At 41.4% G+C, this 26,722-nt stretch carries 17 protein-coding genes and 1 riboswitch; of the genes, 7 read left to right on the top strand and 10 right to left on the bottom strand.

The window, feature by feature from the left end; genetic code table 11:
- Window positions 1–12: 12 nt before the first annotated feature.
- Entirely contained in the window at window positions 13–1,059 is a 1,047-nt protein-coding gene (locus H8692_RS03595) for an MFS transporter (RefSeq protein WP_243206912.1), read from the bottom strand.
- Here H8692_RS03595 and H8692_RS10730 point away from each other — a divergent pair.
- On the top strand, window positions 998–1,189 hold the full coding sequence (locus H8692_RS10730) for a hypothetical protein (protein ID WP_243206922.1): 192 nt from the start codon (window positions 998–1,000) through the stop codon (window positions 1,187–1,189). The genes H8692_RS03595 and H8692_RS10730 overlap by 62 nt on opposite strands.
- Before the next feature lie 91 nt (window positions 1,190–1,280).
- Here the strand turns inward: H8692_RS10730 and H8692_RS03590 are convergent, their stop codons facing one another.
- Window positions 1,281–2,591, bottom strand: coding sequence for a MerR family DNA-binding transcriptional regulator (locus tag H8692_RS03590; RefSeq protein ID WP_187525010.1), 1,311 nt, complete (start codon window positions 2,589–2,591; stop codon window positions 1,281–1,283).
- Window positions 2,592–2,760: 169 nt separating this feature from the next.
- Between H8692_RS03590 and H8692_RS03585 the strand changes: the two genes are divergently transcribed.
- Both H8692_RS03585 and H8692_RS03580 read left to right on the top strand, forming a co-directional pair.
- Window positions 2,761–4,443, top strand: a complete 1,683-nt coding sequence (locus H8692_RS03585; RefSeq protein WP_187525009.1) for an APC family permease — start codon at window positions 2,761–2,763, stop codon at window positions 4,441–4,443.
- A 28-nt stretch (window positions 4,444–4,471) separates the two neighbouring features.
- Window positions 4,472–6,100 (top strand): amidohydrolase, encoded by a 1,629-nt coding sequence (locus H8692_RS03580; RefSeq protein WP_187525008.1) that lies wholly within the window; start codon window positions 4,472–4,474, stop codon window positions 6,098–6,100.
- 107 nt (window positions 6,101–6,207) lie between these two features.
- On the opposite strand, the gene H8692_RS03575 is transcribed toward H8692_RS03580, so the two are convergent.
- From H8692_RS03575 to H8692_RS03540, 8 genes are all read right to left on the bottom strand, one after another.
- Complete coding sequence (locus H8692_RS03575; protein WP_187525007.1) at window positions 6,208–6,891, bottom strand: hypothetical protein; 684 nt, start codon at window positions 6,889–6,891, stop codon at window positions 6,208–6,210.
- Between the two features lie 187 nt (window positions 6,892–7,078).
- Window positions 7,079–8,545, bottom strand: a complete 1,467-nt coding sequence (locus H8692_RS03570) for a class I adenylate-forming enzyme family protein (RefSeq protein WP_187525006.1) — start codon at window positions 8,543–8,545, stop codon at window positions 7,079–7,081.
- A gap of 2 nt (window positions 8,546–8,547) precedes the next feature.
- Window positions 8,548–8,784 carry an acyl carrier protein gene (locus H8692_RS03565; protein WP_187525005.1) on the bottom strand — a complete coding sequence of 79 codons (237 nt, stop codon included), beginning with the start codon at window positions 8,782–8,784 and terminating at the stop codon, window positions 8,548–8,550.
- 72 nt (window positions 8,785–8,856) lie between these two features.
- Entirely contained in the window at window positions 8,857–10,023 is a 1,167-nt protein-coding gene (locus H8692_RS03560; RefSeq protein ID WP_187525004.1) for a collagen-like protein, read from the bottom strand.
- Between the two features lie 288 nt (window positions 10,024–10,311).
- Window positions 10,312–11,196: a 4-hydroxy-tetrahydrodipicolinate synthase gene (gene dapA / locus H8692_RS03555; protein WP_177270235.1), complete on the bottom strand. Its 885-nt coding sequence runs from the start codon at window positions 11,194–11,196 to the stop codon at window positions 10,312–10,314.
- 88 nt (window positions 11,197–11,284) lie between these two features.
- Window positions 11,285–11,459, bottom strand: a riboswitch (Lysine riboswitch).
- Between the two features lie 150 nt (window positions 11,460–11,609).
- Window positions 11,610–16,097 (bottom strand): chitobiase/beta-hexosaminidase C-terminal domain-containing protein, encoded by a 4,488-nt coding sequence (locus H8692_RS03550; protein ID WP_187525003.1) that lies wholly within the window; start codon window positions 16,095–16,097, stop codon window positions 11,610–11,612.
- Window positions 16,098–16,191: 94 nt separating this feature from the next.
- Window positions 16,192–17,850 carry an APC family permease gene (locus H8692_RS03545; protein ID WP_187525002.1) on the bottom strand — a complete coding sequence of 553 codons (1,659 nt, stop codon included), beginning with the start codon at window positions 17,848–17,850 and terminating at the stop codon, window positions 16,192–16,194.
- A 335-nt stretch (window positions 17,851–18,185) separates the two neighbouring features.
- On the bottom strand, window positions 18,186–19,898 hold the full coding sequence (locus tag H8692_RS03540) for an AraC family transcriptional regulator (protein WP_187525001.1): 1,713 nt from the start codon (window positions 19,896–19,898) through the stop codon (window positions 18,186–18,188).
- 213 nt (window positions 19,899–20,111) lie between these two features.
- On the opposite strand from H8692_RS03540, the gene H8692_RS03535 reads away from it, so the two are divergent.
- From H8692_RS03535 to iorA, 4 genes are all read left to right on the top strand, one after another.
- The gene (locus H8692_RS03535; RefSeq protein ID WP_187525000.1) at window positions 20,112–21,707 is read left to right on the top strand and encodes an amidohydrolase; all 1,596 of its coding nucleotides are present in this window, start codon (window positions 20,112–20,114) and stop codon (window positions 21,705–21,707) included.
- Window positions 21,708–21,784: 77 nt separating this feature from the next.
- Window positions 21,785–23,392, top strand: coding sequence for an amidohydrolase (locus H8692_RS03530; RefSeq protein WP_187524999.1), 1,608 nt, complete (start codon window positions 21,785–21,787; stop codon window positions 23,390–23,392).
- A 199-nt stretch (window positions 23,393–23,591) separates the two neighbouring features.
- Complete coding sequence (locus tag H8692_RS03525) at window positions 23,592–24,902, top strand: phenylacetate--CoA ligase family protein (RefSeq protein ID WP_465250885.1); 1,311 nt, start codon at window positions 23,592–23,594, stop codon at window positions 24,900–24,902.
- An 80-nt stretch (window positions 24,903–24,982) separates the two neighbouring features.
- Window positions 24,983–26,722, top strand: coding sequence for an indolepyruvate ferredoxin oxidoreductase subunit alpha (gene iorA, locus H8692_RS03520; RefSeq protein ID WP_177270902.1), 1,740 nt, complete (start codon window positions 24,983–24,985; stop codon window positions 26,720–26,722).

Raw genomic sequence — 26,722 nt, 5'->3', positions numbered from 1 at the left:
ATTGCCTGGCATTCATCCGTTTATGATTTTTTCCTTACCGGCCATATATCCAAGGACTGTGAGCATAACGGCGAAAATCAGCAGGACTGTGATGGGAGCGGACCATGAGCCGATTTGGTCATATATTTTACCCGTTACCGTAGGGCCCACCGCAGCCAGTAGATAGCCTATTGATTGCGACAGCCCTGATAAAGCCGAAGTGTCGGCAGGGTTGGCTGTATGCAGGCCGAAAAGAATCATGGAAAAGCTGATGGTGGCTCCGGAGCAGAAGCCACAGCAGATAAGAGCGATTATGAGAGCAGCCATATTGTCGGAAAACAGCATTGCTGAAAGCCCTGTGACATAAATCACTCCCAGGCCGAGGCCTATAAATGACTGATTCCTGCTCTTACTGGCCAGAAGTGGGATTATTAGAGAGCCGGGAATTCCCAAAAGCATATATATTGAATTAAAATATCCGGCAGTTGAGGTGTCAAAGCCCTTGCTTTGCAATATGGTTGCAAACCATGCCACAAGGCAGTAAAACAGCAGTGACTGGATACCCATATACAAAGCGACGCACCAGGTCATGGAATCCTTTGTAATGGGCCGACGGCCTTCGGCATTTTCGTAGATACCCAAGTCATTTGTAAGCTGTAGATTTTTATTGGGAAGCCACAAAATAAGAGCAGCAAAGGCAAGGATAATCCATACTAATAAGGCAAATTGCCATCCGAAAGCTTTTGCAATAGGTACGCTTATGCCCCCTGAAATACCTGCGAAGACCGACATGGTGGTCGTATATGCGCTGGTCAGTATGCCGATTCGAGCCGGGAAAAAAGCCTTGATAACTGCAGGAATCAGAACATTTCCCACAGCGATACCCAGGCCGATTACAGCTGTACCGACAAACAAACCGCTGATATTTGCGAAAGAGCGCAAAATAATTCCGACAAATAAAAGGATGATTCCCGTCAGCAGCACCTTGCCGGCGCCTAGCCTGTGAGAAAAGCTGCCTATGAAAAAAGAAACTGCACTGAATGCCATAAGAGGAATGGTTGTCAACATTCCCGCCGACATATTAGATAAACTCAGGTCATCGGAAATGTACCCTATCAGGGACCCGACACCGGTAATGGGAGCTCTCAGAGCACATGAAAAAACAATGATTGCCGAAAGCAGAACAATAGCTTTTTTTGATTTCATATAGTTGTCACCTCAGCTGCATAATAAATAATCTGTGCAAAAAATTTTTGAGTAGATTATAGCATATCTTTTTGAGCCGAGCAAACCAAAAAGCATTAATGACTGCTGCGAGCTGCCAGGAATGTATGGAGATGCTGTTTTTCCCCGTACTCGTGATAATGGAAATATTCGGAGAAAACAGTGTTGGAGCCTACCTTCTTATCAGCAACTATACTGTATCCGCACGAATGGAGAACATCCATATATGAGCGCAGTGTAATAAAAGGCTTCATGGCATTTTTGTACTCCTTTGTAATATTACAGGCGGACTTAGCGCCGTCATCATAATAAGACAGACAGCCGGCAATGGAAGCGGTGTCCGAAAAATAAGGGTCGATATATTGATAAAGGGGCTTATCAAAAAAGAACGCGTAATTGTATGAGCCCAGATAATCTATCATAAGGTCGATGCACTTTTTTTTAAGCGGCAGCCTGTTTGAAGACGACACGATGTAAATAATATTGAGATTGGTTTCAAGAGCGTTTATGTGCTTGCGTATGGCTGTGACGGCGTTTCTGGAAAGGCTCATGATAACAAGCGTCGAGTTTTGTATGTATTGAGCATTGCTGTAAAGATACGGGAACACAGATGCAATATCGGGAAACAATATGACATCATGGCGCGGAATATGTGCGGATATAGCTTCATTAAGCCATGTACGCGCCTCGTAATTCAAGGAAAGATATTGCTGAGGCGCTGAAAGAAAACATTCGTAAAATATAGGCTCATGCTCAGGGGTGGTCAGATCGATAAAGTAATCATCGCAGAAGCACGGGTCAAAATCCAGGTCCGTATCCTCGTCTGCAAAGAGTATACCGTCTTCAATATGGCCGGTGTAGCCGCATGAGCAGTGAAGCCTACCGGAGCTTATGGTGTCGGCGGACATTTTCACGTTGTCCATATCAAGAGAGCCTCCGCAGTCGGGACAGGCCAGATAAGTGAGGAATCTCAAGGGCAGGCCGTTGTTGCGTGACGCTGCGGCCGGAGCATTGTTTGAGGCTACAAGAACAGCTTCTTTGGATGTTAGAGCATTAAGCTTCAAGTCAATGGTTTTAATGGTAGCCTTGGCAGCCTCTATCTGCTTGGAGAGTCGGTCCTTTTTATCCTCAAAGAGAGTCTTAAGCTCCTTATAGCGCAGGGGGTCCTTTTCATCAAAAATCCTTGAAATGTTGACAAACTGGCGCATTTCCTCAAGAGAAAAGGCAGATTCACGCAAATCTGTAAGAAGCTGCATTTCAAATTCGTTTAGTTCGCCAAAGTTATATTGCGCGCCGTTTTTCTTAGGGGTAATTAGCCCTTCTTCTATGTAGTATCTGATGGTTGAAATGGGAACATTGTATTTCTTGGAAAATTCGCCTATTTTCATTGAAAGCACCTCCCTTATATTATGAGTAATTATACCATAAAATCTTAGGTGCACTAAAGGTTTTGGAATTAAAAAAATTTTTTGACTAATTGACATTTACCGCACATGATACTTTATTTTTATAAGCAGAGAAATTATTGCAGATATATTTATCGAAAAGGAGGAAGAAATGACTGAACAAGTAGGCGGCGTATCAAGCTTGCAAAAAAACAAGTATAGCGTATTTTCCGTATTTTGTATGATTTACTGTACTGCCAGCGCAGGAGCATTCGGCGTAGAGGAAATCGTCAGCGGCTGCGGACCGGGTATGACAATATGTATCTTGGTAGGTATGGCATTAGTATGGGCGTACCCTGTAGTCCTCGGTACGGCGGAGCTAGCGTCAATAATGCCGGGAGAGGGCGGATATTATTACTGGGCCAAGCATACTCTTGGAGAATTCTGGGGATATGTGATGGGAATAAACGGCGCCGTAAGCTTTTATGTATGCAGCTCCACATATGTAGTGATGTCGGTTAATTATCTGGCCACCATAATTGAAATGACTCAGATGGAAGCAACAATCATAAAACTCGTAATTATATTGATTTTTACTATCTTAAACCTGAAAGGTCTCAAGGACGTAAGTATCGTAAGCATGATATTTGCAGTATGCGTAGTAGTACTCTTTGCGGTTGTTTCTATAGTGGGCTTCTCCAACTGGAGCTATAGTCCGTTTGAGCCATTTATGCCTGAGGGGCTGGATGTTATATCCGGTATAAGCATGGGCATAGGCCTTGGTATATGGATGTACTGCGGATTCGGCGCAGTAACGCTGATGGCGGGAGAAATTTCTAATCCTCAGGTTATATCAAAGGCAATGAAGCTGGCAGTACCTGCCGCAGCCCTTACATATCTCCTTCCTACAGCTGCAGGACTTGTTTCCGTAGGACAGTGGGAGATGTGGAGCCCGGGAGAAACAGGTGGTATTGGATTCCCTACAGTCCTTTCGCTGGGCTTCGGCGATGCCGGTAAGGTTATCTTCGTAGTGGTTGCCATGGTTGCTGCATTGTCAAGCTTCAATACCAACATGGCAGGAGGCTCCAGGTCCTTCTTCGTTTTGGCAGACGACAGGCTGTTCCCTAAAAAATGGATAACCAATGTGACGAAAAAGAGCGGAGTTCCGTATGTAGGCGTACTTTCAATAGCAGTTGTGACTCTGCTGATGATGCAGATAGAGTTTAAGGCGCTGGTTCTCATTCAGGTAATTCCTATTCTGGTATCGCAGGTGCTGGTATCTGTAATAATTGTAAAAGCGAGAAAAGTCATTCCTATGGATTTGAGAAAGGACTGCTATACGGTAAGCGGAGGAAAGGTAGGCTTGTTCCTTATAACTGTACTGCCGGCATTCGTAGCGGTATTAGCGTATTATATGAACGGCATGGACTACTTCCTTTACGGACAAATATTCCTGCTGCTTGTGGGAGTTACATATCCTATAGCAAAGATTGGACTGGGCGGATATTCAGAAAGGAATCCTGAGCTTTTCCCTAAAAATCCGGATACAAAACTGGCGTATGGCGATTTGTACCGTATTGCAAAATATATGGCTGTAATAGGTGTCGTATCAGTAGTGGGATATTTCTACTTTGACTTTATGGAAGGCGATTGGGGACCTGCTTATTATGCTGAAATGTATGGCAGCGGACTTTTGAGCAGCTTTGATGCTATGAGAATGGCGCTGATGTCCGGAGGAATAGCATGTATCGTTATTGCAGTTCTGCTCTGTGTTGTGGCAAGAAAAAAAGATAAGAAAATAGCGATGCCGACAAAGATTACGGTTTCTGTAGGAAAACACCAGGATGAAGGCTGAAAAGTGAAAGAAAGAAGGTATTGAAGTTATGGACAAGATATTGATAAACGGCGCTGTTTACACAATGGACAGCGCCAATCCGAAGGCTGAAGCAGTTGCTATTAAAGATAATATTATAAAGGCAGTAGGAAGCAGCGATAAACTTTTAAAGCTTAAAACGAGAAATACGGAAGTTATAGATATGAAAGGCGCCATGGTGCTGCCGGGACTGATAGATGCTCACTGCCATCCGGCGATGACAGCATTTTTTAAGGGGGCTGTACAGTTTGATGAAGAAATGTCTTTGGAAGAAGTACTTGAGACTCTTAAAAAAGCTGTAAAGGCTAATCCAGATAAAGACTCATATGTAGGTATGGGGTATAATGAGTTTATATTTGAAAATCTGGAGTATTCGGTTGATCTGTTGGATGAAATATGCCCGGATAAGCCTGTAATATTGATGGGAAGCGGATTCCACGCATGCTGGGTAAACTCAAAAACTTTTGAGCTGGCACAGATAACTGAAGCGACGCCGGACCCAGTTCCGGGATATCAGTATTTTGGACGTGATAAAAACGGAAAGCTAACGGGCCATGTAGTAGAGTGCGAGCCGGAAAATATGATTTTCCGAAAGGTAAATTTCTTTGACAGAGATATATTGGAAAAATCCTATGAAGAGATGTCGGAGGAGTTTTCCAGAGTCGGCGTGACTTCCTTTGCAGGCTGCGGAAATTATGACTGGATGGGAGAAGACGCATATGCGATTCCTGCAAGGATGACAGGCAGTGGAAGGCTTGGACAGAGATTTTTTGAATGTACTTTTGTGGAAACAGCGGATCGTGCGGAACCTGCCCTTGAAGAATTGATAAGATTAAGCAAGATATATGATAATGATAAGTTCAGAGTTAATACTTATAAAGTGATCTTAGACGGAACCTTTGAAACTAAGTCCGCTAGCGTTTCTTATAAATATGTAGACGGATACGAGCCTGTTAAGCCTATACTTGAAGGTGAAGCTATAAAAAGAATGTATGAAAAAGTTGCCAGTTATGGTTTTGATATACATACACATGCTATCGGCGACCGTGCAGCCCGGGCTATGATAGATGGAGCTGAAGCTGTGAGAGCAGCAGGCTTTGATGATATAAGACTTACTAATGCACACACTCAGTATGTGGCTAAAGAGGATAGAAAAAAATTCGGCGAACTTAATATCATTGCCAACACATCAGGAGGATGGCACTATTGGTATCCCGGAATTGAAGAAATTATGGGGCCGATACATAAAGAGGAGTTCATGCTCAAGGAAATAATGGACGGTGGAGCCATAATGACCATGGGAAGCGACCGTCCTGCTGATGAAGTGGGATATGACCCGAGAACAGCAATAGCTACAGCAATGACAAGACGATATGCAGGATTTTTCCACGACCCTAAAATGCTGATTCTTGAGCCTGAGAATCAAAAGCTTTCTCTGCAGTCCTGCCTTGAAGCCTATACGGTGAACGCAGCATATCAGCTGCACATGGAAAATAAGTTGGGTCAGCTTAAGGAAGGTGCCTATGCGGACATTACTGTCTTTGAAAAAGATATGTTCAAGATAGAACCGGAAGAAATATTAAACGATAAAGTTATTATGACCATATTCGATGGAAGAGTAGTGTATAGAGATAATTAGAGGTTTCTAAAATTTATACGGCAAAATGGCGATTTTTATTAAAATTGATTAAAATCCTACTATTAGTTTCAGGCAAAATAATAACTACCGGCCTTAGCCGGTAGTTATTATTTACAGAGAATTTGTTCGGCCAATGTCATCTCCTGTTTCAGCAGACTTTCCAGAATGCTGAAAGCTTCACTATAGGCGATGTTATTTCTTTGATCAAGAGCAGCTTTATAAAAACCATTTTTAACTGCTATCCATTTTCTGTAGTATTCTTTATCTTGAAATAAAGAAAGTGCGTGCGAGTTAATATATTTTTTTTCAAGAAAATGGCGATACAAATAACGACCGGTTAGCAGTGCGTCTGTGAATTTGGCCGGCAGCAGCGCAGTTTCTTCATTTTCAGACACCCATATGTCAGCTTGCATGCGAAAGTTGTTTAAAGTTTTGGGGTGATTTTTTATTACTTCCTTTGCCTGATCAAACGGGGCTGACTTATATCCCGGAGGATACTTTTCAGATGTTTTCATTTTGACCGGAATAAGGGCGTAGGAGTTTGAAACAAGAGATTTAGAAGGATATTTTTTATTATGGAATCCATAAGTGGGATCAAAACAGAGTTGCTGATCTGACAATGTTTTTTTAGTTATAAAATAATGAGGTCCGTGCTGGATTTGATACAGTGGATTCCATGGTATAAGGAAGGCATCCATTCCAATGATAACAAATTTTCCATTGATGGTATTTGACCATTCTGAATCTTTTTCTTTTTGGGAAACACAAGGCTGCTTTAATTTCATTCCCATCTTTTCCAACATTTCCGGCAGTTTGCGTGTGAGGAATACGGAACAGATCGGGTCGTATCTGAAATCGCTTTCAGACCAGAGATGAGAAAATGCATATTCATAGTTTAGACCGAAATTACCGGCTAATGTTATCATACAGTCATGATAACAGTTAAGTCCATGAAAATGTATGAGATTCACCGGATCATCACTCCTTACTGCGTTTGGTTTTGCCTGTGGATGTTTTCTCTAAAGTTTTTGTAAGTCTGATGTGTTGTGGTCTTTTATAATCTGCCAGATGTTCTTCGCACCATCTATAAATCATTTCTGTGGTGATCTCAGGCCCGGAAGGGATAATATCGGCGCATACTGTCTCGGTTCCCGGTTTATCTGTCTGGTAGTAAATAAGACAGTCTTTTACCAGTGCACTGTTTAACAGCCGAGTCTCTATTTCTTCAGGAAAAACATTAAATCCTCGAACAAGGATCATATTCTTTTTTCTTCCGCAGATATAGAGATATCCGTCTTTGTCAAAATAACCTATATCCCCGGTATGGAGCCATCCATTATGCAAGACTTCATCAGTGGCTTCCCTATTATTATAGTAGCCTATCATGATATTTGGACCCCGCGCAATTATTTCGCCTAGCTTGTCAGGTTCACCTGTAGTTCCTTCTTCTGTTTTTAATAAAACCTCAATTCCCGGAAGAGGCAGCCCTACAGAAGCAAGTTTGTCAGCAGGCAGACCCTGAAAAGGCTGTGCTATGAGAGGAGAGGCCTCGGTCATTCCGTACCCTGACCAGAAACGTATTTGTGGGAATGCAGCACTGAGTCTTTCTAAAGTACCTTCCGGAGCTTTACTTCCTCCAAAACCGAAATATCTTAAAGTAGAAATATCATAAGGAATGGGACGGCCTAAAGTCTGATCCATCAATACGGCAGCAAGAGTTCCGCCGTCATAATGACTGATGGAGTGCTCTTGTGCTGACCGATAGAGTTTATCCAGTGTAAAATTATTGGCCATTGGGAGAAGAGGAAAGCCTCGAATAATACATGAGAATGTAATAAGCAGGCCATATATGCCAAATAGAGGTGTTCCTAAGGCATAACGCGGATCAGGATCCTGATATTTTTCATAACCCATGTGTTCCAGATAAGCATGGACTGTAAAGGCTATATTACGTTCAGAAAGCTGAACTAATTTTACTTTTCCTGTAGTTCCCGATGATGACAGCAGAAGCATAGGTGTATCAGGGTCGACAGTTTTTATTTCGGATGATGTTTGTGGCATATTATAAAAGCAGTTTACGGAAACAATCTGAGGAGGGGTAATGCAAAGCGATATGGCATTCTGGCATTTCTGTTTTAAGTTTTCTGAGGTGAGAATCAGTTGTACGGGAACATAACAGAGCAGGTCGGATAGTTCATCTGAGCTTAAGCGGTCGTTTAATGGAAATGCTGTCCAACCTGCTTGTAGAACAGCGAAGAGAGATGCGAGAAAATCTGTTTCATCGGACATAAAGATAGCTGCAATATGTTGATTTGACGTGTCCGGGAAAACGGTCTGCAGTTTTGCGGCACGAAGTGCGAGTTCTTTGTAAGAGACAGACTCTTGATCTCCCAGAAGTGCAGCGATATCCTGATCCTTTCTTTTGTATAAAGCGTCTCTTATCATAACTACTCCCTTCTTATTTTTTCTTCGACAAGTTCAATCATTTGCCCGACAACTAAACAGCGACCCATTTCAGGCAGTCCGATGGTAACATTAAAATGATTTTCTACAGCCATCAAAAGACTGACATATGAGAGAGAATCAAAATGCAGGTCTTTATACAGATGGGTTGTTTCTGTAACAGAGGAAGATAACTTAGTTTTACTTTTTATAAGAGTTAAGATTTCATTTTTTATAGACATTATATTACTCCTTTTTTAGAACAGGGGCTGTCGATATTGATTAAATAGTTTCGATAGCCCCATGTTATAGTGTTATTCGATAAAAATACCGCCACTGATAGATCCGGTCATATTTTGTTCTGTCGTTGTCCCTTCTGCCGTGATTCCCATAATAATAGCTATTAAGGTGCCGGAGGAGAGTGGGATATTCAATCCTGTTGAATTTGCTCTTCGAATGGTATATTTAGGGATTTCTGCTCCGGAAACATAAGGTGGAAAGTATACAATACTATTTGGTATGATTGTGAAAATTAAACTGTTATTGTCTCCTGTAGCTAAACACATGAAGGGACGTATGGTGACCCCTGCATCTAATGATAAAGATTCCCGGTTGGCAAATACACCATAAAAATTTTGTAGTGTACCGTCAAAAGGCATTACAAAAGAGGCTGGATAGGATCTGTCTTCTCTTATAGTAATTACTCCTGAAGTCCATTCTCCGGGATCAAGATACATTTGGTAACCGTTTTCATTGCCAAAACCTACATAGGCTATTCGATATGGGTCTCCAGCCGTATCGGTACTCAGCTGTGCGCCTGTAGAATTGCTGTTTGATAAAGAAAAAGGTATTGTCGCTGCTGTGGGCCCTCTTTCGCCTTGAGGTCCAGTGAGGCCTGCTTCGCCTTGGGGGCCGGCAGGCCCTATTTCACCTTGAATTCCTGTAGGTCCTGTTTCGCCCTGAGGCCCAGTAGGTCCTGTTTCACCCTGAGGTCCGGCAGGCCCTATTTCACCTTGAGGTCCGGCAGGTCCTGCTTCACCTTGAGCTCCGGCAAATCCCCTTTCACCTTGAGGTCCGGCAGGCCCTGCTTCACCTTGAAGCCCGGCAGGCCCTGCTTCACCTTGAGGTCCGGCGGGTCCTCTTTCACCTTGAGGTCCGGCAGGCCCTGCTTCGCCTTGAAGTCCGGCAGGCCCTCTTTCACCCTGAGGTCCGGCGGGCCCTCTTTCGCCCTGAGGTCCGGCAGGCCCTCTTTCACCTTGAGGTCCGGCAGGCCCTGCTTCGCCTTGAGGTCCGGCAGGGCCGGGCTCACCTTGAGGGCCAGGTATACCCGCCTGACCTTGAGGCCCGGCTACTCCCCTTTCGCCCTGAGCTCCTGTAGGCCCTGTTATATAATGCGGAGAACAGCAGAGATTTTGAGGAGGACGGCAACTTTGAGGCTGGCATTTATTAGAATGGCCGTTGAGCCGATTATTGTAAGACATTAAATTACCCCCTGTCTGTTTAAATAGATATGTTAAAACATATCTATTATTAAGTTATGTATGGCTTATGGAAATGTGACTTTATCCCGTCCTGATGTGGCATTGACTGTAGCAGAAAAGAATGGGTATAATAAAGAACAAAACGTTAGATAAGATTGGTTTTTAAGGAAATTTTTCTTTACAATGTGGACAAAATGAGCTATTAATATATCTGATATAATCATATAAAAAGACTCTTTGAGATTTCAAAGAGTCTGTTGTTTTGTATAAAGTTATATTTTTTGAATTTTATATCAGTCCCATTTTTTTCATTTCATCTTCTATTCTCTTATCCACGGCTTCAGAAGGCGGACAGAGTGGAAGTCTGAAAAACGGTTTGAACATACCCATCTTAGCAAGAGCAGCCTTTACCGGAATCGGATTCACATCGGCGAACATACTGTCGATGATAGGTTTCATAGAAAGCTGAAGTTCTCTTGCTCTTTCAATGTTTCCTTCAAAAAAGCTCTTGGACATTTCAACCGATTCTTTTGGCATAATATTGGCGATTACGGAGATATATCCGTCGCCTCCCAGTGAAAGAAGAGGAACAACCATATCGTCGTTTCCTGAGTATACGGCAAAATCCTCAGGAACAAGCCTGCATATTTCGGCAACCTGAGCAATATCCCCGCTGGCTTCTTTAATAGCCACGATATTAGGGTGTTTGGAAAGTGCAGCTACGGTGGAAGGCGCGATATTCACTCCTGTACGTCCCGGTACTGAGTACAGAATACAAGGGACGGAAACAGCATTTGCGGTTGCTGTGTAATGTTCTATAAGCCCCTGCTGTGAACACTTATTGTAATAAGGTGTAACCAGAAGTAAGGCATCGACACCTGCTTCTTTTTCTATTCTTTTTGCCAGGTTGATTCCATGTGCAGTATCATTGCTGCCGGCTCCTCCTATGACAGGGACTCTTCCTGCTGCTGTATCAACACAGAATTTGATGGTTGCGATGTGTTCTTCGTCATCCATAGTGGAAGCTTCTCCTGTAGTTCCGCATGCGATAATAGCGTCGATTCCCTGTTCTATCTGCCAGTTGATGAGATTACCATAAGCCTTAAAATCCACTGAACCATCTTCATTAAATGGAGTTGCTATAGCAACTCCGCATCCTCTAAATAATGCCATTTTGTTTCCTCCTCGAAATTATCAGGTAAAAATATGTAAAAAAAAGTTGCATCCTATCGATGCAACAAGAAACGCAAATGTTTTTCTGTTGACCGATAGCGCCTCTGCTCAGATTTTGTGAGCAGGAGTATATGACGTGTTATCATCATATCCCAGAAATCCGCCATGCCTGACAAGATCCTTCGGCGGTATCTCCTTTCACCGACTTCATTGGCTGCCGCCTCAGTTCGATTACTGTTATTTACCGCACCTCTATCAACTTTAATATAGAGTCTACACGTTTTGAACGAGAATGTCAACCGGTATTTATAAATCATAAAAATCTTGATGTATGCTTTATAAAAAAACATAGGAGATATCAAAGATTCTCCTATGTTTGCATAATATATTTATTTATATAGATTATAAAATAATCAGCTGCGGCGCTTTTTATGTATTGCTGCGCCTCCTGCTGCCACCGCAAGGAATGCCAGAGTTATATATAACGTTATGTTTATATTATCTCCGGTTTTTGACGAACTGTTTTTCTCAGAATTTCCGGGATTTACAGCAGGAGAACCTTTTACAGTGACAGTAGTACTGGCTTTTGCGTTTCCTGATTTTGCCGTTATGACAGTTTTGCCGCCGGATATAGCTGTGACATTTCCGTTGTTATCTACTGATGCTATTGAAGGATCACTGCTTTTCCATATGATAGAGGAATCTATCGCATCAGATGGACTTGTCTGCGCGTGTATCTGCCTGGTATCTCCTTTTTTTATGGTCATCTCAGTCGGATCAAGAGTGATTTTTTCAACTCCTTTTGCAGTAATAGTCAGTGTACAGCTGGCTTTAAGGGTCATATCAGCGTCACTTGATGCAGTTACTGTTACTGTTCCCGGTTTGAGGGCAGTGAGAATCTGAGCTTTTTCTCCGCTGAAGCTCTCGGTACAGTCGAGGCTCACACTGTCTGCATCCCCACTTATACTCCAGTGTATTTTAGTACTGGAAGGATTATTGGAGCCGATAATTGAAGCTGATAATTCGACCGGTATTCCGGAAGAATCTTTTGTGAGCAGTATATTTTTTTCGCTGCAGTCAAGGGTTATACTTTCAGGATAATCTTTTGCGAAACCTCCGTTTCTGGCAGCGGTATTTTCTGCAGAAGCCATTGCTGCAAAGGTCCAGCAGCTTCCCAGATTGCCTTGATTGCGTACTGGCGTCAGAGTTCCTGTATCTCTTAAATCAAAACTTTCGGGCAGATTTCCGTCGAAAGATTCCGTTCCGCTGGCATTTGGGAGATTAAGGGTCAGAACACCGTTTTTTGATTTGATATTCAGTGGGTTGATATCAATATCGTTTGAAATATTATCATATAAATTGTTATTGATATTATCTTGAGTGTTTTTATTTTTTGATGTCTTTTTTAAGTCGTTTGGTGTGGTTTTTATATAGCTGTCGGTATCGACGTTACGAGTATAGGCGCGTATGCAAGGAAAAATCCCGTATTCGCCAATATCTTCTTTTTTGCCGTTTGATTCTAAGAAAGCAACATTTGATTGAGGACGTATGCAGGAAATGGAGTCCCCGTAATTTGAACTTGCGCCCATGCTTATTTTATTGTCTTCTTTTGTACTTTCCAGATAAACCTTTACTGAAAAATTGCTCCCTGGCGGTATCAATATGGGCTCAGAAAGTCTTTCTGTATAAAAACCTGCATATTTTTTTACACCTTCGCAGACTTTCTTTGTCTCTTCATTGCAAGTAATGAAAATCTCATATCGTGTGTCAGAACTTAATATCTGAAATGATGCTGCCTGCAGAAGTTCCGGTGAACTGCTTTCGTTGATAAAATGTTCTTCTGCTGAAAAGCTTGTATCAGAGGAGATTGTCGATACATTTCCGGCAATATCGTTGAAATATTGGTGATTGTAGTTATCAGGCGATTCATCGGCAATAAATATTGCAGGGTTGTTGGTTGTCATAAAAGCATCTTCATATGAAAGATAAAAATATCCGTTATCGCCGGTATTTTCTCCCCATGAGTTTTTAACGATGAAGGCTCCGTCATTTTTTGGCTGAGGAAGCTCATTGCCCCCGGTATAATTCGGATTACCCTTAAAATTTTCTTTTTTGTAATTGTCATCCCAGCCTACTATGGTAACAATATGTCCGCCATCATTTCGAGTCGGATATTCATAAGCCTCATCGATGTACCAGTTCAATCCGTCAGGTGTATAGTAAGCGTTGGCGGCAAGAATATAAATGTCTGCAGCGCCGTAATTGTAAACGCCGTTTTTAACATGTTCAATAAAGCTTTCATTAGTTTCGTTTGGCAGATAAAGTGCATTTTGGATATGATATTCTGCCTTTGAAGATAAGTCTTTATAATCGTAGTTTGAACTTTCTTCTTTTCCCGGAGAAGGATAAGGATCATCATTTTCGTTTACAGGACCGTCCCAATTGGAGAAGTAAGCCATTGACATAAGGAAGTGTCCTCCGCCGTTAATTCCTGTGTTATAAGCGTAGCTGCTTCCATCTTTGTCTGTAAGTGCTGTAAGCATGTTTTTTTCGGAAAAATCAAGGTCTTTTATAGCATCAGAGTTCAGTTCTTTTTTCAGGCTGAGTTTATATGTATTTTTCTGTGAAAAAGTTTTATCGAGACTTTTTACTTTGAGAAAATATTTTCCCGAGCCTGCCTCATATCGTATGTTCTGTGATTTATTGTCATGTACTGATTTTTTCAGTTCTTTTCCTGTTTCGTCATATAGATAAAGACCGACAGATATGTCTGCAGGAGGCGTTAGAGTAAGGCTGAGATCTGCTTTGTTATCAAGTGTAAAGCTGTACCAGTCAATATCTTCGGAATTATGAATTGTAGCCTCGATTTCTCCCGGAAAGCTCAGGGCTGTGGCATCATTTTTTGTATTATTTGCTTCATATCTGTCGCCTTTTCCCTCGCCGACCTCATATACAAAAGTTTTTATATTGCTGGGAAGAATTTTATCATTAACAGATGAATATGAAAGTACTTTTAAAGTAGTTGTCTCTTCTATTGTAATGGCGTTTTTATAAATAGTTCCCTTATCTTTGGAAGGTGTGCTTCCATCTGTTGTATATCTTATTACAGCGCCGTCCATATTAGTGGAAAGTGTAATTTGCGTACCTTTTTCCAAGAAACCGGAAGACTGGCTGGCATTTACGTCTCCGGCTGCAACTTCTGTTATTTTTATTGTTTCGGTACGCGAGTGATTGCCGGTTTTGTTTACTGTACAGAAAGAAAGGATCATAGGCTCCGTAACAGTCACAGGCTCGCTGTATATTTTGCCGTTAGTAAGCGGATCTGTTCCATCTGTGGTATATCGTATTTCGGAGTCAGTATCCATGCAGACAAGGGTTATTTTATCTCCCCATGTCATGTTTTTTCTTGCATTTTCAGCATAGGCTCCGTACATAAACTCAGTCTGTATGCCTGCAAAACATATATCTTCTCCAGGTGATTCGGGAATTATAGGAAAACTGCTGTCATTTATGAGAAGTGTCGCAGCTCCGCCTCCGGGGATTTCTTTCAGGTCTATTGAACTTTCAAAAATTTTGTCTACCTGCACACCGTCTACATTAGATGGATTTTTGCTGTCGCTGCTGAGGGAGTAGATACCTGATGCTTCTCTAAGATACAGGGCAATATTATAATTGGTAATTACTTCTTCTATATTGGAGGCTTTACCGTCCTTTGCGATGTATCCTGTATCTTTCAGCGCAGATTCGATTTCGTTCAGGCCGAGATTGTTTTCTCCTGTTTGTTTGTCTAAAATGGTTTTATATATAGAATCTCCGCCTCCGGGAAGGCCTTTTGTTTGATTTGCAAGATATCTGCCGAAAAGGTACCAGCTTCCGTAAGGATAGACTGTCATTTCATTGTCGGGAACATAATAGTCTTTATATATAAAAGGCGAAGAATATCCGTTTTTATTAGTGAATTCTACAAGCGCATCCACTTCATAGACCGAATTGGTTGTCGCCAGACCTGTAACGGCTATAGCGCTTTGTGAAAACATTTCATTAAGCCATGAATCGCAAAAACCTCCGGTCTGTGCGAAGTTCACGAGATGCTGAAGCTCATGAGCCAGGGTGCTCAGTGTTATTGTGCTGTCTGTCTGGGCTGTTCCCATGTGGAGCATATCCATAACATTTCCTGTGGCGTATTCGTATTCTTCTTGCGTGAACAAGTCGGCTGCATAAAAGAATCCTGCAAAGTCCATGGGATAAAAAACAAAGGCTGTCTTACCGTCTCCGTCTACATCTGCAAGGCTCCAGTCACCGAAAGCAGCCTTCATGGAGTTGTTGATTTTCTTATCTATATCGTCGGCATAAGATTTTGCCTGATCATTTGTTAAAAAGTTTCTGTATTCCACACTTCTCCATATGGTACATGTATCGCCTACGGCGGCAACTTCGATTTGGAAGCTGGCAGGACGACCGTTATAATAGTCACTGTAAATAGTTTTAGTATCTCCTATATTGTAAGAGCTGTCGGTTTTTGATCTTTTCTGTGGGCTCGGTTGAAGTTCAGGAAAATCAGTGTGCGTAAGAGACATCATACCACATCTGCCTTCATTTGCCGTGTTTTTTGCGGGGGTTGCCGGTGAGCCTGCGGCCTGATCTTGATTAATCCCCAGAGGCTGAGTTTTAGATAGCTCATCATTGGAGCTTATTGTGAAATCGAGATTTTCGGCAAAGAGTGAATTGCCGGAATAACCGTCTGTACCGTCTTTATCTATGGATGATGTTTTTTCCTGTGCCGAAACTGTTTGTGCTATGCCTGTCCATGTAAAAACAGGGATCGTACAGAACATTACCGCAGCCAAAGTGACTGCGGTAATATGAATTTTAATTTTTTTTGTTAAGATCTTTGTTTTCATAACTTTTTCTCCTCGCTGCGGTATCGAATGTTAATACATATATGTATAATATCATATAAGTTAAACAAAGAAATGTAATTTGTAAAATATATGTTTATTTTGTATCAGAAATCTTATCCGTTTTGCAGCCAATAATAAACAGGATCACTCCTAATATAGCGCCGCCTAGACCGCACCATCTGCATATGGAGATCATACCATAGAAATTACTCAGCAGTCCTTCTCCATATGTTTCCAGATAATATGCAGGGCCCCATGAACCTTCATACCATGAAATGATGAAGGATCCTGCGAACATCAGCAGTCCAAATATTATGAAAAAGATTCCCATTCTCCATATATCTCCCTGAGCTAATTTTGTCTTAGGGTTGATCGGATATTTTTCAGGCTGATTTTTGTATAGACCACCATACAATCGTTTAAAGGCTATATAAGCTATAAGACCTGAAATGGTTATGAGAAAACTGAATGTAAAAAATTCCAGTCCGTTTACCATGATACCGATGAAACCAATCAGGAACATTCCTCCTATGACATAGGCTTTTAGAGCTTTTCCTCCCTTTGCATACCATACGGTTCTTTCTTCGACAGGATACTTTTTCCTTATTTTCAGAAAAGCAAAGGCAAGTCCTACATAAAGTATGAATAAAACAGGAGAAACAATGTTTACTATCATAGAAAAGTCAAAATTGACAAATATAATGGTAACAACTGCCAGAATTATTATCGGCCAAAAAGGCATTTTGCTTTTCTTTGTTAGCTTAGACAGGAATCCCGGACATAAATTGTCTTCTGCTAATATAAGGAAAAGTCTTGATCCGCTGGCGATAACAGAATTTGTAGTTGAACATGATGATATTACAGCCATTATCATAAAAGCGATTCCCAAGGCAGGGCCTGTATAATGTATGAGCACCGATGAATAATTAAGGGCGCCTTCTTCGATACCTGTTCCCCAGTTTGCGTAATTTCCCAGAGAAGCCAAACCTGCAATAGTAGGCAACAGGAAATTGAGTGCGATTATTATAATGGATACTTTCATTCCTTTTGGAACGATTTCCGGATTGGATATTTCTCCTCCCAGATTTGATATTTGTATGTAACCGCAATACAGCCATATACCTATGGCGAGGCCGGTACCTAAACTGCTTACTATATCAGAACCTTCAGGAATAAATGGTTCTATCGGATTATAGTTCCAGTTTGCAAAACCTACTATGGTTACAAGTGCGAACATTACTATAATTATTATGGAGAAAACTGTACTGAGAATGCTGACTTCCTTTAGCCCTATAAGATTTACAATAGTTAGGATCACTACAATGGCTACCTTTATTATAGTGGCGGCCAGAGGTGTCAGAGCGATAACTTTCCCTATGTACCCTACAGCGATAACAACATATGCGGCCTGTCCCAGATAGATGGCAAGCATGAGCCACCAGTTCATGCAGAATCCCCACATTTCTCCGTAAGCCATTTTCATCCATACATAAGGACCTGCGTCAACAGGTGCTAAGGCTCCTAATTCAGCTGTGTAGATCCCCATAGGTGCAGCCCATAGAATGGGTATTATAACCAGTAAGGCTATAGTCAGCCCCGGTCCCACACTTGGGATCATATCTTCGACACCGAAAGCTCCCGCAGCGCACATACAAAATATGAGAAATACTATTCCGGCCAGAGAAAATCTGGTTTTATGCATTGTGGCAGAGCCATTTGCTACTTCGGTATGAGTATCAGATCTGTTGCTCATTTTACTCCTCCTTTTTAAAATATATCAGTTTTTATTATGCAGAAAATATCGCTTTGCGATATTGACTGAATGTAACAAAGTTTACCGATGAAAAATATCGGCGAAATTAGTTTTATTTTTTCCGGAAAATACACCCCTCCTTTGGGTATGTTTAGATTACAAGATGTTTTCAGAAAATTATATATTATTCTTGCTATTCGGATTGCCGATTTTTAAATCTCAGGCATTTTAAATCCCGTATTATGTTGCTGTTTGTCTTCAAACCTAAGGAATAACAGCAATAAAGATATTAAAATGCCTAAGATCAAATTATGTCTGATCTCAGGCATTTTGATTTACTGCTCTACAGTTGATGTTATGCTGATGAAACAGATGCTTTTACTATGAAGGTGGGTTGGTATATTGATGCGGCCTTCAGTAAAAAATGATGTCTCCTGGGAAAACAGTTTCTGTTCCAGTATCCTTTTTACGGTTTCGCAGTGCATATCTTCATAGTGCTTTTTTGGATATATGCGATGTATCTCGGATAGGTATCTGGAGTAATCGTCTATATTTATTTTGCTTATGGTAACGAAATTTCCGGCAGAGATACTTTCTGATTTTATGGTTAGTTCCTTTTCATGTGTAAGATTCAGGTTCCAGCATAAAATGTGATAAGATGATTCTTTTTTTAATATTATATAGTATGTGTCTACATATATACTTTCATATTTTTGAGTGAAAAAACGCAGCAGATAATAAAGGGGAGTTTTTATATATCCGAGGGTATAGATAGTTTCATCATTTTGTGTTGACCCCAGACTGAAACTGCAGGTATGTTTTGTCACTATGCTGTCTAGTGTACTTTTAATACTACTGTACATGTCCGGTTTGATGCTGTCTCCTTTTTTGTGTGGATGGCTGTCTATTATTATTTTCACAGAAGAGAAGTATTTTCTTATGAAGTCGGGACTGAGCAATTTATCATGACAGAAGTAATCATCCGGCAGATCGAGGAGATCCGGGTTATGGCAGACAAGTCCGGTATGAATTTTTAGAGAATCAGTGAAATCTATCTGATCTATTTGGATTGTCTGGCTTACAGGTTCGGTGGGTAAGTCGCCGAAGGATGTCTTAAGGCTGTCAAGATTTTTATGTATGACTTCGGAGCAGTCTTTTATATTATAAAATTTGATGTTGGGTTCCATTTTTGCTATGGTTTTATCTATATACTTCTTTCTGTATTCCTGGGGCGACATGCCAAACCAGAACGTAAAATGTTTATTGTAATAAGAAGAGTTTGAAAAACCGGAACTTAAAGCTATATGGGATATAGAAAGATCGGAGGACAGAAGGTCGTATTCTGATGTTTCTACCCGGACCATATTTATGAAATCTCTGTAGTTTATACCTATAGTTTGAGAAAATAAATGAGACAGATAGTAAGGATTCAGGTTTTGTCTTGATGCAATCTCTTCAAGAGTGGAAGGTTCTACATAATTTTTATAGATATCATCAATTATTTCTCCCAGCCGTTCAGTTTGTCTTATGTCTTGAAGCCTTTTGTAGACGAATGCTTTGTGTTCTCTATCCACTGTAAATCCTCGGAATTCGCGGTAAATGATTCCGAATATAGTTTTCAGTGTCTTTTTTACACGTGTGTGAAATCCTTCAGTACGTTTGAGGAATTCGTCTAGGAGCAGAAAAATACAGTATTTGAGCTGGAGCTGCTGATTATTGTAAAGCAGCAGCGTCTTGTCTGTCGGCATAGTGATGACGGCAGTACGTATATTGGGAAATATTTTTTCCAGATATTCTATGTCGACGCTCAGGATAAGTACAATGTTACTGTTGTCTTCAGAGCTGAGAGAATGGATATCTTCGCTGTGTATGTAACGGAAATCATTTTTTTTAAGACGATATGTTTTAAATGTCAGATTAAGATCTACATGTCCCTCCAGCACATATATAAGCTGGATATCGGGATGCATATGTATAGGATAGTTTGAAACAGAGGCGATCTCTATTTTAACGGGCAAGTCTTTTTCGTAAGTTATATTTTTCAGCATAATACACCTTGACCTTTGTAGAACTTAGTTGCTATTTGTGTATATATTATAAAAAAAAGGAGCAAAAAAGACAAATGTTTTTTCTGAATATTAAAAGAATTAGCAATAAAAGAATTTACGGATAATTTTAATTGCAGTATATTATTATTACAAAAAAACAAACCGGAAGACAGAGCATCAGGCATTTGGATGTCTGCAGAATAGGGGGATATTATGAATTTAGTATTGAAAAGTACATGTATTTTTGACAGCATCAGTGACACTCCGTTTGCGGGATACATAGAAATTGAAGGTAACAGGATCAAAGATGTGGTGAAAGGCGAAACGGATAAGTATAATAATCCGTCCATGTACGAAGTTAAGGACTGCGGCAACAAAACAATAACAGCAGGGCTGATGGACGGACATATACATCTGTTTTTGGGGTCTTTGTATAATGCTACCATAGATCTTTATTTTACAGATACGGAAGAAGAGGCTGCGGAGAAGCTGTATGAATTTTATAAAGACCGCGACGATGAATGGGTGCTGGGATTTAGATGGTCTAACTACAGATGGCCTGATTCCAAGCTTCCCAGCAAGGAATCCCTTGACAAATATTTCCCGGATCGTCCTGTAATCGCGTTTAATGATGAGCTGCACGCCGTATGGGTAAACAGTAAAACTTTGGAGATTTGCGGCATCAACAAGGAGACTCCCGATCCACAGGGCGGTACTATAGCAAGAGATGAGAACGGCGAACCTACAGGATATCTGTTGGAGCAGCCTGCCATGGAGCTTGTTACCAAAGAGGCCCTTGACGTTTCGCCTGAGAGAGAAGAAGAGTTGATAGAAGGTTTTATAAATATGGCTCACACCAAAGGCGTTACCACAGTAGGTGCAGTTCATGTCCTCAGAATAATGAAGAATGAAGCTTGCAGACGTCTTGAAGAAAAGAATAAGCTCAAGGTCAGAGTTTTCTTTGCTCCTCACATGGAGATGGATATAGATGAAGCAATTAAGCTTAAGAAAGAATATACTTCAGATAAGCTGAGATTTTTGGGACTGAAAGGTTTCCTTGATGGAACACCGCTGGGATATACGGGATATATGGTAGAGCCTTATGCAGATCGCCCGGGTTTTCGTTCGGAACCTCTCGTAGATAGAGAATGGCTTTATGAAAAAAGCAGAGAATGTTATAAGAACGATATTGCCATGAGGCTTCACGCCTGCGGAGACGGAGCGGTAAGAATGGCGCTGGACGCCTTTGAAATAGCCAGAAAAGAGCTGGGCGAAAAGGATGTGAGGAATACTATCGAGCATATAGAGGTAATCCATGAAGATGATATCGGAAGATTCGCAAAGACTAATACCATAGCCAGCATACAGCCGTGCCATATGTTAATGGAGTCGCTGGAAAAGCATCCTATATTTGATATGATGGATGAAAAGAGGGTGCGCCTGTCGTGGATAGGAAAGACGCTGGAGAAAAACGGCGCGCAGGTAGCCTTTGGTACGGATTTTCCTATCGTAGACTTGGATCCTGTAGATTCGGTGTACAGGGCAGTCAAGAGAAGAATGGAGGATAATCTTCCTGAGGAAGGTTGGAATCCGCAGGAAAAATTCACGGTATCCGAGGCTCTAAAAAATTCAACTATAGGGCCTGCCTATATGATGTGCATGGAAGATAAATTGGGTTCTCTGGAAGAAGGAAAGCTTGCAGATATAAATGTATTCAGTCGTAACATATTTGAAGATACTGATGATATGCTTTCCACTGAAACGGTGATGACTGTGTTCGACGGAGAAGTTGTTTACGATAAACTATAAGCTTTTGAAAGCCAGAGAGAATGTTGTTTTCCTCTGGCTTTGCAGTTGGCGGCTGCTGCCGCAGAAAGGAAGACGCAATGAATTTAGTATTGAAAAGCTCATGTATTTACGATAGTGTTGCCGATACTCCCTTTGCAGGTTATATAGAGATTGAGGGAAATAAGATAAAATCTGTGGTAAAAGGAGATACAGATAAGTATAACGATCCTTGTAAATATGAAATAAAAGACTGTGGTGACAGAACTGTGACAGCGGGGCTTATAGATGGGCATGTACATTTGTTTCTCGGCGCTTTGCATGCCGGAACTGTAGATATATATGAATCAAATACAGAAGAAGAGGCTGCAAAAATGCTTTATGATGCTTACAAAAAACGAAATGACGAATGGGTCATAGGTTTCAGATGGCATAATTACAGATGGCCAGAGGCAAAGTTGCCGAGTAAGGCGTCATTGGATAAGTACTTTCCTGATCGGCCGGTAATAGCTTTTAATAATGAATTACATTCAGTATGGGTAAACAGTAAGACCCTTGAGCTGTGTGGCATTGACAGAAATACTCCTGATCCTGAAGGAGGAACGATAGGCAGAGATGAAGATGGAGAGCCTACAGGATTTTTTCTTGAACAGCCTGCCATGGAGATGGTGACGGAAAAAGCCCTCAATGCATCTTCTGTTATGGAAGAGGAGATGATAAAGGCTTTTATGGATGTTGCTCACAGTAAGGGAATAACCTCCATTGGGGCTGTTCATGTAATGAGGATAATGAAGCATAAAGCATGCAGGCGTCTTGAAAAGAAGAATCAGCTGAAAATGAGAGTATTTTTTGCTCCTCATATGGAAATGGATATACAAGAGGCAATAAAGCTCAGAGACGAGTATAATTCGGATAAGCTGAGGTTTTTAGGGCTGAAAGGTTTTATAGATGGAACGCCTCTGGCATATACAGGATATATGGTTGAGGATTATTCAGATCGTCCGGGGTTTTGTTCTCAGCCTCTGGTGGATCAGGAATGGCTTAATGAGAAGAGCCGGCAATGTTATAAAAATGATATAGCCATGAGGCTGCATGCCTGCGGTGACGGAGCGGTAAGAATGGCTCTTGATGCTTACCAGACAGCAAGAAAGGAGTATGGGGAGAAAGATGTGAGAAATACTATCGAGCATATAGAAGTTATTCATGAAGACGATATCGGAAGATTTGCAAAGACTAATACCATAGCCAGCATACAGCCTTCGCATATAGTTATAGATTCTCTTGAAATTCATCCGGCATTTATCATGCTTGATGAAAAACGGCTTCGTTTGTCATGGATAGGAAAGACTCTTGAAAAAAATGGAGCGAGAGTAGCTTTTGGCACTGATTATCCTATTGTTGATCTGGATCCTGTAGACACTGTTTACAGAGCGGTCACAAGGAGAATGGCTAATGATATGCCGCAAGAAGGCTGGAATCCGCAGGAAAAATTCACAGTTGCCGAAGCTTTGAAGAATTCTACTATAGGACCTGCCTATATGATGTGTATGGAAGATAAACTGGGGACTGTTGAAAAGGGCAAATTTGCCGATATAAATGTATTTAGCCGCAATATATTTGAAAATATAGATAATATGCTTTCTACTAAAACTGACATGACAATATTTGACGGAGAAATAGTTTACGATAAACTTCAGGGTGAAAATTAAATTACTGAAATCAAGCTGCTGTGTTAACTGAGATTAATACAGCGGCTTATTTTTATCTTTTAGAATAGTTTCCATACCATTTCTCCCTTTAGTGGCGGATAATAAAATATATGAATTTCGGTGATTTTATGGTATATTAATATAGGAGCAGAATCGGTTTTGATGATGTTACCTACATAATAATAAAGAAGGAAATAAAATGGAACACATGATTTGGAACAAAGAGATGGAATGTGCCGATAGGGAGACCAAAAACGCTATCCAGCTCGATCGATTGAAAAAGACAGTACAGGTCTGTTACAACAATGTGCCGTTCTATAAGAATAAGTTTGATGAGATCGGGCTTAAGCCCGAACATATCAGGACATTGACCGATTTAAAACATATTCCGTTTACTACGGCAGACGATCTGAAGAACAATTATCCTTTTGGACTTTTTGCAGTGCCAAAGAGAGATGTGGTAAGAGTTCATGGATCATCGGGAACGACAGGCAAACCTAAGATTGTAGGCTATACAAGAAATGATCTGGATAATTGGTCAGAGATTATGGCAAGGGTTATCTGTGCGGCGGGAGGAACTGCCGATGATATAGTGCAGATTGCTTTCGGATATGGCCTGTTCACAGGAGGATTCGGACTGCATTACGGGATGGAGAAGATAGGAGCGATGGTAGTTCCGTTGTCCAGCGGCAATACTGACAGACAGATAATGCTCATGCAGGATTTCGGAAGTACAATTCTCATAGCAACCCCTTCATACGCATTGTATCTGGCTGATGAAATAGAGAAAAAAGGTATAGATAAGGATACTATAAAACTGAGACTTGCCCTTTTTGGAGGAGAAGGTCATACAGAAGAAATGAGAGCGAAAATCGAAGCTCAGCTGGGTATATTGGCAACGGAAAATTACGGTCTTTCGGAAGTGGGGGGACCGGGATATTCGGGAGAGTGCTATCTTAAAAAGGGACTGCATATCGCTGAAGATCAGTTTATCTCGGAAATAATAGATCCTGATACGCTGGAGCCTCTGCCCACGGGGGATAAGGGAGAGCTTGTTATAACAACTCTTACTAAGGAGGCTTTCCCTATGCTCCGATACAGAACAAGGGATATTACATGGCTGAATGATGAGCCGTGTGAATGCGGAAGGACGTCCATGAGAATGAACAAAGTACAGGGGCGTACAGATGATATGATGGTTATCAGAGGTGTCAATGTGTTCCCTTCTCAGATAGAGTCTGTGATAATGGCTATGAATGAGATAGAGCCATTTTATGAGATCATAGTGACTACAGAGGACTATCTTGACAGAATAGAGATAAGAATAGAGTTCTCTGATGCTTCGCTGCTTGATGATTATAATAAACTGGAAAACCTGAGAGCTAAAATAAGGCATAATATAAAATCGGTTCTCAATATAGATGCCAAGATAACATTGGTTACACCGGGAACACTGCCGAGATATGAAGGTAAGGGAAAGAAAGTAATAGACAAGAGAACACATAAGTAGTAAACAGAAAAGCCGGGTAGGCGCAGTCCGAAAAGTCGCCGCCGGCGGTTCAATGGAAAAGAAAGGTAGAAGATACAGATATGGAAAAGAAAATTATGCTGGGCAATGAAGCCTTTGCGAGAGGAGCCTATGAGGCCGGTGTTAAAGTCGTGTCATCATATCCGGGGACTCCCAGTACAGAGGTAACGGAAAATTTAGCAAAATACAATGAAATTCATGTGGAGTGGGCGCCTAATGAGAAGGTGGGTACAGAAGTTGCTGTAGGAGCTTCCATAGGGGGTGTGCGTTCTCTTTCATGTATGAAACACGTAGGTCTGAATGTAGCGGCTGATCCGTTTTTCACAGCGGCGTACACAGGTGTTACAGGGGGAGCTGTGATTCTGGTGGCTGATGATAACGGGTGCCATTCCAGTCAGAATGAGCAGGATTCAAGATATTACGGAAGAAGCGCCGGAGTTCCTATGCTGGAGCCGGCAAATGCTCAGGAATGTAAGGATTATATGAAACTTGCTTATGAGATCAGTGAAAAGTATGATACAGTAGTGCTTCTGAGATCAAATACGAGGCTGTCCCATTCAAGAGGGATAGTTGAAATGGGACAGAGAGTTGAAAAAGACAGGATTCCATATAAAAAAAATATACAGAAGTACGTTGCCATGCCTGCTATGGCCAAAAAGTTACATATAATCCAGGAAGAACGCATGAACCGGATAGCTGAAGATAGTAATACCATGGATATCAACAGAGTGGAGATTAATGACACTTCCATAGGAATCATTACCAGCGGGATCTGTTATCAGTATGTTAAGGAAGCTCTTCCGGAGGTCAGCGTACTGAAAATGGGACTTATCAATCCTATTCCGAAGAAGCTGATAGAGGATTTTGCTTCAAAAGTCGATAAACTTTATGTTATAGAAGAAGGAAATCCTTATTTTGAAGAACAGATAAGAGCTATGGGTGTGAAGCTGGCCGGCGGTAAGGATATGTTTACTATACAGGGTGAGTACAGCGCTAATATGATAAGAGCAGCTTTCGGTATGCCTGTGGCAGAAACCATAGAGATCGACAATGTTCCGGGAAGACCGCCTCTTTTATGCGCAGGATGCCCTCACAGAGGTCTTTTTCACGTATTGAGCAAGCTTAAGAAAACCGTACTTGGCGATATTGGATGTTATACTCTGGGTTCACTTCCTCCGACATCGGCAATGGATGCATGCCTTTGCATGGGGGCCTCCATCACAATGGCCCACGGTTTTGAAAAGGCCATAGGCGACAGCAAGGATGTAGTGGCTGTCTTGGGAGATTCTACATTCTTCCATTCGGGAATTACAGGCCTTGTTAATATGAACTATAATGGATCTAAAGGAACAGTGATAATTTTGGATAACAGAATCACCGGCATGACAGGTCACCAGGATAATCCGTCTACAGGAAAAAACGCGCAGGGCGATGAAGCTCCGGCGATAGATATTGCGGCAATGTGCAGAGCCTGCGGAGTGAAACATATAACAGAGATAGATCCGTTTAAGATCAAGGAACTGGAAGAAGTAATAAAGACTGAAACGGAGAGAGGCGAATTATCTGTCATAATAACAAAGAGACCATGTGCTCTTATAGTAAAACAGCCGGATATCCCTTACACTGTTACTGATAAGTGTAAGAACTGCAAGATGTGTATGAAGATAGGATGTCCTGCTATCGAGGAAAAGGACGGCAGACCGTTCATAGTACCGGACAGATGTGTAGGCTGTGAGCTTTGTGCAGAGGTATGTCCTTTCGACGCTATAGAGATAGATTCAAAAGCAAAGGAGGACAAATAG

The sequence above is a fragment of the Lentihominibacter hominis genome (assembly GCF_014385065.1).
Lineage (GTDB): Bacteria > Bacillota > Clostridia > Peptostreptococcales > Anaerovoracaceae > Lentihominibacter > Lentihominibacter hominis.
The sequence above is the reverse complement of the archived record's forward strand: the minus strand, read 5'-3'. Positions and strand labels throughout refer to the sequence as shown.